At 49.2% G+C, this 9,602-nt stretch carries 11 protein-coding genes; 5 read left to right on the top strand and 6 right to left on the bottom strand.

All coding sequences use genetic code 11. The features are described 5' to 3' along the window. Positions 1-43 precede the first annotated feature (43 nt). Positions 44-1,018, bottom strand: a complete 975-nt coding sequence (locus C7B77_RS15865; protein WP_219892168.1) for a zinc-binding dehydrogenase — start codon at positions 1,016-1,018, stop codon at positions 44-46. Positions 1,019-1,165: 147 nt separating this feature from the next. Here C7B77_RS15865 and bioA point away from each other — a divergent pair, with 147 nt between their 5' ends. Together bioA and C7B77_RS15855 are read left to right on the top strand one after the other, a co-directional pair. Beyond that, positions 1,166-2,449 (top strand): adenosylmethionine--8-amino-7-oxononanoate transaminase, encoded by a 1,284-nt coding sequence (bioA, locus tag C7B77_RS15860; RefSeq protein WP_106306717.1) that lies wholly within the window; start codon positions 1,166-1,168, stop codon positions 2,447-2,449. A 150-nt stretch (positions 2,450-2,599) separates the two neighbouring features. Then, the gene (locus C7B77_RS15855; protein WP_106306714.1) at positions 2,600-3,115 is read left to right on the top strand and encodes a mannan-binding lectin; all 516 of its coding nucleotides are present in this window, start codon (positions 2,600-2,602) and stop codon (positions 3,113-3,115) included. 178 nt (positions 3,116-3,293) lie between these two features. Here the strand turns inward: C7B77_RS15855 and C7B77_RS15850 are convergent, their stop codons facing one another. Both C7B77_RS15850 and C7B77_RS15845 read right to left on the bottom strand, forming a co-directional pair. Next, positions 3,294-4,148, bottom strand: coding sequence for a hypothetical protein (locus C7B77_RS15850; RefSeq protein WP_106306711.1), 855 nt, complete (start codon positions 4,146-4,148; stop codon positions 3,294-3,296). A 33-nt stretch (positions 4,149-4,181) separates the two neighbouring features. Further along, positions 4,182-4,895 (bottom strand): cytochrome b/b6 domain-containing protein, encoded by a 714-nt coding sequence (locus C7B77_RS15845; protein WP_106306708.1) that lies wholly within the window; start codon positions 4,893-4,895, stop codon positions 4,182-4,184. 198 nt (positions 4,896-5,093) lie between these two features. On the opposite strand from C7B77_RS15845, the gene C7B77_RS15840 reads away from it, so the two are divergent. Continuing rightward, a complete protein-coding gene (locus tag C7B77_RS15840) occupies positions 5,094-6,509 on the top strand; it encodes an AAA family ATPase (protein ID WP_106306705.1) in 1,416 nt (471 codons plus the stop codon). 12 nt (positions 6,510-6,521) lie between these two features. Here C7B77_RS15840 and C7B77_RS15835 read toward each other — a convergent pair whose 3' ends face one another. Both C7B77_RS15835 and C7B77_RS15830 read right to left on the bottom strand, forming a co-directional pair. Beyond that, positions 6,522-6,704 (bottom strand): hypothetical protein, encoded by a 183-nt coding sequence (locus C7B77_RS15835; protein WP_106306702.1) that lies wholly within the window; start codon positions 6,702-6,704, stop codon positions 6,522-6,524. Beyond that, positions 6,694-7,089 carry a nuclear transport factor 2 family protein gene (locus tag C7B77_RS15830; RefSeq protein WP_106306699.1) on the bottom strand — a complete coding sequence of 132 codons (396 nt, stop codon included), beginning with the start codon at positions 7,087-7,089 and terminating at the stop codon, positions 6,694-6,696. The genes C7B77_RS15835 and C7B77_RS15830 overlap by 11 nt, the downstream gene beginning before the upstream one ends. Positions 7,090-7,423: 334 nt before the next feature. Between C7B77_RS15830 and C7B77_RS15820 the strand changes: the two genes are divergently transcribed. Together C7B77_RS15820 and C7B77_RS30050 are read left to right on the top strand one after the other, a co-directional pair. Then, positions 7,424-8,695, top strand: a complete 1,272-nt coding sequence (locus tag C7B77_RS15820) for an ABC transporter substrate-binding protein (protein ID WP_106306693.1) — start codon at positions 7,424-7,426, stop codon at positions 8,693-8,695. Beyond that, on the top strand, positions 8,685-8,852 hold the full coding sequence (locus tag C7B77_RS30050) for a hypothetical protein (RefSeq protein WP_181243880.1): 168 nt from the start codon (positions 8,685-8,687) through the stop codon (positions 8,850-8,852). Before C7B77_RS15820 ends, C7B77_RS30050 begins: the two co-directional genes overlap by 11 nt. Before the next feature lie 175 nt (positions 8,853-9,027). Here C7B77_RS30050 and C7B77_RS15815 read toward each other — a convergent pair. Next, on the bottom strand, positions 9,028-9,602 hold a 575-nt coding region (locus C7B77_RS15815; RefSeq protein WP_146138349.1), incomplete at its 5' end, for a translocation/assembly module TamB domain-containing protein.

Genomic DNA, 9,602 nt, shown 5'->3' with positions numbered 1-9,602 from the left:
ATAAATTATCGATCGAATTCTCCCTGTCAAACAAAGACAGACATCAACTTTGAACGTGTAAAACTGCCTTACCAAGAAATTGTCGATCCGTTAACTGCTGCGCGACAGTCGCAATATCCGTCCACGGTGCTTCGAGATCGATGTGGGGAATCAATTCCCCCGTCGCAACTAACCCCACCAATCGCGCTAAACCCGCCGCCGCAGTTTGTTTCTTGAGTTCGTGAAATAGGATAAAACCATACAAACTCAAGCCGCCACCACCATAAAATTTGGACGCATTAAAGGTAATTTCTGTACCCGCAGTTGCCCCAAACATCACACAGGTACCGTCTGGTGCCAAATTTTCCAACACTCTCGGTAAAACATCCCCACCCACAGAATCTAGTGCCAAATTATAAGGCGCGTAAGTTGAAAAATCATTGCCCACAATAACTTGATGCGCGCCAGCCATCGTCACAAAATCGACCTGTTCGGGACGACGAACTTGGGCGGTAACGATCGCACCAGAACGTGCGGCTAACTGACAGGCAAAGTAGCCAACCCCGCCAGATGCCCCGGTAATCAGCACCGATCGAGTTAATAATAGTCCCCCGCATTCGAGAGCGAGTAGGGCGGTTAGTCCAGCAACTGGCAGCGTTGCAGCAGCTTTAAACGACACTGTATCTGGTAGGGCAGCGATCGAGTGAGTCGGCACTACTACTCGCTCCGCCCAAGCTCCTTGAGCCACAAATCCCACAATCCGCGTACCCGCCGGAAATCCCGAACCATCAGCAGCGGGTGTATCGATCGTACCTGCAAAGTCCCAACCCGGTCGCCATCCGGCTGCGGCTGTCTGAGAGCGACGCACTTCACCGCGATTGAGAGAGATGGCGGCGACTCGCACGATCGCTTCGTGGGGTAATGGGGTGGCAAGTTCGACAGGGCGAATTACCAACCGTTCGGGTACAGAAGGTTCGACAACAATTCCCCTACAGGGAAGCTTCGCCAACGCGCGGATGGAATTAGTAGCGGCGTCCATTAGTTTTGGATTCCTGTTATTGTCAAAATTTGTGTGGTTCGATCCCGATGCGCTCGATAACTTATCGTCGCTCGACAAAAACCAAACCAGTTATTCTCGATCGATCGAGCATTGAGAATATACTAGCAATATCGACCCTCATACTCCATGCCGTCTTTAGAACAACTCCTCGATTTCGATCGCCTGCATGTTTGGCATCCCTATGCAGCCATGCCCAATCTGTTACCAGTATTTCCGGTAGAGTCAGCGCAGGGCGTATATATTCAGTTAATGGATGGTCGATCGCTCATTGATGGCATCTCCTCCTGGTGGACTTGCATTCATGGTTACAACCATCCCCACTTAAACCAAGCAGCCCACGCACAGATCGGTCGAATGTCGCACATCATGTTTGGTGGTTTGACTCATCAGCCAGCGGTAGATTTGGCGATGAAATTGGTTGCTATTACGCCAGATCCACTCCAGCAGGTATTTTTTTGTGACTCTGGCTCGGTTGCTGTAGAAGTTGCCATGAAGATGGCGGTGCAGTATTGGTACAATCGCGGCTTACCTCAAAAACAGCGGTTTCTGACCATTCGCAATGGCTATCATGGGGACACCTTTGCCGCGATGTCAGCCTGCGATCCGGTGAATGGGATGCACCATCTGTTTAGCAATATTGTGACTCAACAATATTTCGCCGAGGCACCGCAGACAGCCTTCGAGGATGATTGGCAACAACGAGATCTCGATAGCTTTGCAGCGTTGCTAGCCGCTCACCACGATCGCATCGCCGCCGCCATTTTTGAGCCAGTAGTGCAAAATGCTGGCGGGGTGCGCTTTTATCATCCAGAATACGTGCGCCAAGCTAAGGCTTTATGCGAAGAATACAATGTATTGCTAATTTTAGATGAGATTGCCACTGGCTTTGGCCGCACTGGCAAAATGTTTGCTTGCGAATATGCGGCGGTATGTCCCGATATTCTGTGCGTAGGTAAGGCTCTATCTGGGGGTTTTATGTCCCTCGCAGCGACGCTGACGACGCGAGAAATTAGCGAGACTTTTGCAGCAGGTGAAGCCGGGGTATTTATGCACGGCCCGACATTTATGGCCAACCCGTTAGCCTGTGCGGTGTCGCTCGCAAATTTGACCTTGCTCGAAAGTTACGATTGGCAAGCGACGATTCGATCGATCGAAACTCAGCTCAAAGCCGAACTGGAACCTTGTCGGAGTTTGGCAGCAGTTATGGACGTGCGAGTGTTGGGGGCAATTGGGGTGGTGGAGTTACACGCTCCGGTGAATATGCAAGCGATCCAGCCCCGCTTTGTCGAAGAGGGCGTTTGGTTGCGTCCGTTTGGGCGACTGATCTATACGATGCCACCGTATATCATTCAACGATCGGAACTAACCGCAATTACCAGTGCTATCTATAAAATTGTCGCGCAGCTTTAATCGCAGGCGTTGCTAAAAAATTGTCCGCACTGGTAATTCTCGATCGTCTGAAAAATTTTTTTCACTCGCTGCATAATTTAAAATTCCTGACGTGAGTATCATCACAAGCTCAAACGAGCTTGAATCAACTACACACAGGAATATTTCATCATGAACTTCAAATCTCTGGTTTTGCTCGGTTTAAGTGTTACCACAATCGGTACTTCGATGCTGCTAGGTTCTGCGGCTCAAGCATCTACAAAAGATATTAAAGCAGGGCCGATTTGGAATAATGAAGATGCCCAAGTTAAATGCCCTGTAGCTGCTGCCGCAGTTGGTGGCGAATGGAACGGACAGTGGAGAACAACGATCTGGGGCAAAGAATCAGTTTGTGGAATTACCAAAAAACCCAGCCGCAAAGTAGTAGTAAATGGTCACAATGTTAAGGCAGTAAGTCATCCCCAAGGTTCGTTTATGGCTCTAGGTAACGGTAATTGGAAAGAAGTTAACGATCGAGGCAACACAATCTTTCGTTTTACAGAAACTGGACGCGATGATTGGTCGGTTTATTTGTTCGATAAGTCTAGAAATGTCACGATTCAACTAGATTTACATCGCAAAACAGTAGTTTATAGAGATAATACTCAACAATTCGATCTCTACACAATTACTGCTAGTAAATTCTAGTCATCAACTTATGCAACCTTTTCGAGACGCCTCTTGCCTTTAGGCAAGAGGCGTCTTGACTTAAATGGTGGGTCACAGTTGATGAGCTGTTACTTATTTAACGATCGATTCTCGAACCATAACGATCGAGATTGAAATAGTCCAGCCAAAAGAGTTGGGCAGTAGTGCTGGCGATCGTCTAATTTTCTCCAGCTAGAATCATCAAGCACCGCCCGTGAATGATTCCCACGATTACGCCTGCGGCTAGCAGAGCAACGCCTATAACCAGCACAGATTGCCAGACCGCGCTCATGGTGAAAGCTACATCCATACCCCAGAAAATAACTGGCATCCCGAATGCCCATGCCAGCATATTAGCGGGAATCCACAGCCCAGCGCGTTCGACCTTACGGCGTAAAACCCGCCACTGTGCAAAGGACAGTACTGCACCTGCTACCGCGCCCAGCCCAGCGGCGAGTATTAGCGTCACCCACTGTGGTGGCTCTGCCGTGGGAGTCTGCGTTGCCACTTCACCTATGCTCATTAAGGTAGATGGAATATAACCCAGTATATAGCCGACCAACGCACCGATCGAAGTAGCACGCCACCATGCCAAGCGTCGGATGGTTGGGAACCACGGATGCATTGCCCACCACTGCGCCAGTCCCACGATCGTAGCTTCGATCGCCCCACACGAGACGGCGATCGCGAAAGAGAGTAGAATTCCCATTGTCTGCCGATCCTCGATCTTGGCAGTCAGCAATCCGATCGTGGTGAAGGTTGTGCCCAGCCCAACTGCTTCTGACAGAGCGTTGGCAATCGTCCAGCGCAGCCAGAGCACATTTTTGTTACTCATTCTGGTATTCATTGCTTTCTGCGGTACCTCTTCTTTCATCATAAGAGGCATCCCCAAGGAATGAGTGTTATAAAATTGAGCATTTTTGACACATTTACCAGTTGTCGATTTCGCGACCCCTAGCCGCGATCGACCCAATCGCTGATAATACCTGAGTGTCGATCGACGGTGTGAATCTTGACCTTCGATCGCTTTCATCTCGATCGTTGTTTCCCCTGCTTGCTGAAGCTGCTACTCAAACAGAGGAATAATCCAGGCAGCTACAATACTCACTAAAATCGCAATTTCTAGGACGATCGTCGCTGTTATTGGTTGAAACCACCTCGTCCACGCTCCCTGCCGAACGCCCGACCACCACTGGGAGAGATGAGCCAGCCAGAGCACAGGACGATCCTTATCGCGGAACTGCCAAGTCAGCATGGAGAGCAGTAGCGGTGCGCCACCTACCTTAGCATTCATTAGCAGGTGCAGGCCGATCGCACTTATCATTACTACCCACGAACTTAAATGAAGGTAGTACCAGAGATGGGTTAATTCCCCCTTGGGGAGCCAGGTATCGTCCATCATCTTGCCGCTGAACACGGCGAAGGTTAATGCGACCAGGGCTAGAGTATTAGCGATGCGGCTGAGGGTGTACCACCAAATGGGTGTACCCACCTGAGCCAGCTTGCCCAAAGAGTCAGGCTGAATTAGACGCCTTTGCCCCCGATGGAAGGCGTAGATTGCAAACGCTGGAAATATCAGCAAAGTCCATAGCCCAAAGGTGCCGTGGATGCCTTCTATATCTCGGTAAATGGGCAGGAAACCACCCCAGCGTCGATCGTAAGTATCGTAAGTCCAATAGGCACTCAGAATAGCGGCAATGAGAAATAACCCCGTGAAACCATGCAAAATCCGGAGCAGGAGCGGCTGATATGGACGGAATTGGGCGATCTTGTTAGTCAAGGGATCTTCAGATCGATCGGTATCAATATTCTAACGTAGGGCATGGTTCTGTTTTTCTAACCCTAGCCGCGATCGATCGAATTGCCGATCGGATTTGAATGTTGATCGACAGTGTGAATGTCTATGTTCGATCGCCTATCGAAACTTTCCCATCATCTATACGTCTGATTCCACAGCCCTTCTTAGAGGTGTTGCCTGATGTCTACCGATCGACCCTTCTCTACTCAAGATTTTGGTGCCTCCTTCAAGGGTTTTCTCGATCGAATTGCCTCCTCAACTGATGCTGAAGCACCAATCTTCGTGCGCCTGCTGAGTGCTCACTTCGAGACAGACCCGACACAATTGCCGATCGTTACCCAACAGTTTGAAAAGTCTGACCAGCCCAATGTTCAAAATGCACTCGAAGCTTATCTCGATCGACCGGAGTGCAGGGCAGAGCTGATGGGGATTGGCGGGCCAGAGAAGATCCTCTCCGGCTTGTCTCAATTAGTCGTGCCTGGTTCGGTGGGGTTAATGGGTGGATCTAGCCCCCAACTTGGCCCTGTGGAATATTCTAATATACTACTGGATGCAGATCGAGTTAAAACCTGCGTACAATCGGGGCTTTATTTAATTCGGGTCGGGCAGGAGCGTCTGGCGGTGCTGGTAAAAGGCCCCTCTCAACTGGGCTTCCCGCCAAATCTCTCGATCGATGTCATGGCGCGACAGTGTGAAACGGCAGAAGCGTTTCTCGCGCACTTACGAACCGAGATGCGAAGACACAATGTGTATCGAGGACGCACGATCTCATTACAGGAAGAAAAAGGTGGCACGGTGACGGTGCAATTCCATCAACTGCGATCGATCGAGCGTGCTAACCTGATTCTGCCAGAGGCGTTACTGGCTCGGATCGAGCGGCAAACGTTAGGGTTTGCCCGCGCGAGCGAGATGCTCAGAGCGGCAGGACAGCATCTCAAGCGCGGGCTACTGCTCTATGGGCCTCCTGGTACGGGAAAGACCTTAACTATGATGTATCTCGCCAGCCAAATGCCAGATCGGACGACGATTTTAATTACTGGGGGTGGCGTGGGATCGATCGAGCAATCCTGCACGATGGCACGCCTGCTACAACCTGCCACGATCGTTCTAGAAGATGTGGATTTGATTGCAGAAGAACGCACCCACCAAAGCAAAAATAGCAATGCTATCTTGTTTGAGATGCTCAATCAGATGGATGGATTAGCAGATGATGCGGATGTCCTGTTTTTGTTGACGACGAATCGACCCGAAATCTTAGAACCTGCGCTTGCGTCTCGTCCAGGACGCGTAGACCAAGCGATCGAGATTCCGCTCCCCGATGCTGAGTGTCGGCAACGATTGTTTGAGTTGTATAGTCAAGGGTTAGTGCTTCAGATTCAGAATTTGCCCAGCTTGGTCGAGCGGTGTCGAGGCGTGAGTGCGGCTTTTATTCGGGAGTTAGTGCGAAAAGCAGCACTCTTTGCAGCAGATGAGCGAAGCGAACTTTGCATTCGGGATGAGCATTTGGAGGCGGCATTTCAAGAATTGATGTTTGACGGGGGAGAACTCACAAAGCAACTCTTAGGGGTGGCTCGACAAAGTGCCCCCCGCCCTTGAGACAGCTCGCCGCTAATACTTGAGTGTCGATCGACAGTGTAAATCTTTACTTTCGATCGCGTTTAGCTCGATCGTGTGACGTGCCAATTTTAGCTCGATCGATTTTTTAAAGGCTGAGCTAACCTGACGACGATAAGCTTTGCAAATTAGCAGACAGCCATTGTTGCTCCAGTTGAGCGATTTTTTAGGTGTCAACCTTATTGGGATTGGTTGAGTAGTGAATATGACGAATTTTCCATTCTTCGCCATGCCGCTCCAGAAATACCGAAGCTCTTACTCCTGGCTCAGGATTCTCTCGTTTGTATCGAACATGAGCAGCGATCGTGGCTGACTCTCTTTGCACGCTACAACCTAGAACTTCTGTCTCCAATTCTACTATTTCCCCAGCCTTGAAAAATTCACCGACTTTTGAGAGGTGGTCGTCAAGATTATGTGAATCGCAATCAGCATGGTTGTCAAAGTATACGAACGATCCATCGTCAGTGTAGAGTTTGCGCAAGGCTTCAAGATCGCGGCGCATGAAGCACCCGTTATAGGCACAAAAAACTTGCTTAGCAAACTCTAGTTCCTCTACACGCATGAGTTATTTCTCTAGATCCTTCAATTTAGGGGCGGCCTGACGATCGAGCCAAAGAGCAATGCTGTCTTGCTCCGCCATGCGGTTAGCGACAGGCGTTGTCGGTTCCAGCAAGCTTGTTATCCCGCAGCGTTCTGAAAATTTTAACATATACTAAAAAATCATATGCTACGCTGTCGGCGATAAGGGAAATGTCCCCGCGCTTAGTACGATGGGAATATTCTGCACTCGGGTTTTCCACTTGGCGAACGTTGCTACTTTCCCTACCGCTACCCCTAGCCGCGATCGCCCAAATCACCGATAATACCTGAGTGTCGATCGAGGGGTGCTAGTGCTAATGGTCAAAATTGCTAATTTTCGTCGTTTCCTCATCTGTGGTTTGTTGGGACTGCTACTTACTGGAGTTGTCAGTTGTCTCCAATCTCCAAAAACTCCCAAGTTAGAGTTTTGGACGATGCAGCTTCAGCCGAAGTTTAACAACTACTTTAAAGACGCGATCGGTAAATTTGAAACTGCCAATCCCGGTATTAAAGTCCACTGGGTGGATGTACCCTGGGGAGCGATGCAAGGCAAGATCCAAGCGGCGATGGGTGCAAAAACTGCTCCCGATGTGGTCAATCTCAATCCCGATTTTGCCATTCAATTAGCCGCTAGAAATGCATGGTTGGATTTGGATTCGGTCTTAACTAAGGGCGAAAATAAGCAGTACGTACCGAGCATCTGGCAAGCTGGTACGCTTAATGGCAAAGCTTTTAGTTTGCCGTGGTATCTGACTACCAATGTCACAATCTATAATCAACAACTATTTACCAAAGCAGGCATTACCAAACCGCCGAGTACTTATCAAGAATTAGCCCAAGTTGCCAAGCAAGTTAAAGAAAAAACGGGTAAATATGCCTTCTTTACCACCTTCGTGCCTGAAGATAGTAACGATGTCCTCGAATCGCTAGTGCAAATGGGCGTCCAGCTCGTCGATCCGCAGGGCAAGGCGGCCTTTAATACCCCTGCGGGTAAAGCAGCCTTTGAATATTGGGTCGAACTGTATCGTCAGGGCTTCCTGCCCAAGGAAGCCCTCACGCAGGGACATCAACAGGGCATTCAACTCTATCAAGCGGGAGAGACGGCGATGCTCTCTGCTGGGGCACCGTTTATCGATACGATCGCTAAAAACGCGCCTCAAATTGCCAAAGTCTCTGCCGTGGCTCCTCAAATATCTGGGCCTAATGGTAAAAAAGGCGTCGCAGTAATGAATCTAGTCATTCCCCGCACTACCAAAACTCCCGACGCGGCAGTTAAGTTCGCGCTATTTATTACCAACGCTAGCAATCAATTGGCCTTTGCCGAAGCTTCGGATACGTTGCCTTCTAATGTCGCAGCCGTGAAAGAATATATTAATAAATTAGCAGCCAGTAAAGATAAATCTGCACTCGATCGAGGTAAATCGATTAGCGCGCAACAATTAGCCCAATCGGAGATTCTCATTCCCCCATTAAAGAATCTCGACGCACTCAAGAAAGCGATCTATGAAAATCTCCAAGCAGCAATGTTAGGTGAAAAAACCGTAGAACAAGCTTTAACTAGTGCGGCAACTAGTTGGGATGGAAAATAGTTACCCCAAAGCCAATGACGGAGTGTTTTACTCTCAATACTTCTCGGTTAAGTTGTTAGCCGCCGAAGCTGTACTGAATATCTTAGTCTGCGAAGGCGGACTTTGTATCACTAGCTACGACTTCAGTCGTCAGCAGTTGTTAACCAAGAAGTATTGAAGACTAACCCTTAATTTACCTGATTTGGGCTTAACCGAGAAATATCGATCTCAGTGCTACAGATATTAGCACTAAAATATCTTCGCGATCGCTAAAATATTAACATATTAACGTTAGCGATCGAATTAAATTCGAGATCTAGTGAGAACCGAAAAAACGTCGAATTAACGTTAGTTTAAAACCGCTGTTCGTATTCTACAATTGCGCGATTTTCGCCGAAGAGATTGGTAGAACCTCGGAGTAAAACTTGGTCGTTGACGCGATAGCGGAGACTATAATATGGCGACTCACCATTGGTGAGAATTTTGAACACTGAGGCTGAAAATTTGGGCGTAATTTCGGTGCCGATTTCGGCGGCGATGCCAAAGGTGGAAGTACTATTACTATTAGCTCTAGAATTGGTGATAATGGTCGGAAACAGTCGAAAATCGCTGAGGCTAAAGACATCGCTAATGCGATCTTGAAGCGTGTTGAGAATGTTGGAACTGGCCAGACTGATGACCCCTAGCCCGATATCGCCGCCAGAGGTGAGGCGTTCGGCGATCGCACCGCCGAGGAGCAGGACGATTTCGGGTTGGGTGCGGGCGGGGGTACTGGTAAGTTCGAGTCTTTGGGTGATTTGGCTGGCAAGTCCGGCGACGCGGGCTTCGACTTGGACGGTTTGGACGGAGCCGAGGCTGGTAGTATAAAAGTCGGCTGGTCGATCGATTTCACCGTTGGTGATGGTACGCGCGATCGAGTTGCGCTGCG

The organism is Chamaesiphon polymorphus CCALA 037, from assembly GCF_003003845.1.
In the GTDB taxonomy this organism is placed as follows: Bacteria; Cyanobacteriota; Cyanobacteriia; order Cyanobacteriales; family Chamaesiphonaceae; genus Chamaesiphon; species Chamaesiphon polymorphus.
The sequence above is the reverse complement of the archived record's forward strand: the minus strand, read 5'-3'. Positions and strand labels throughout refer to the sequence as shown.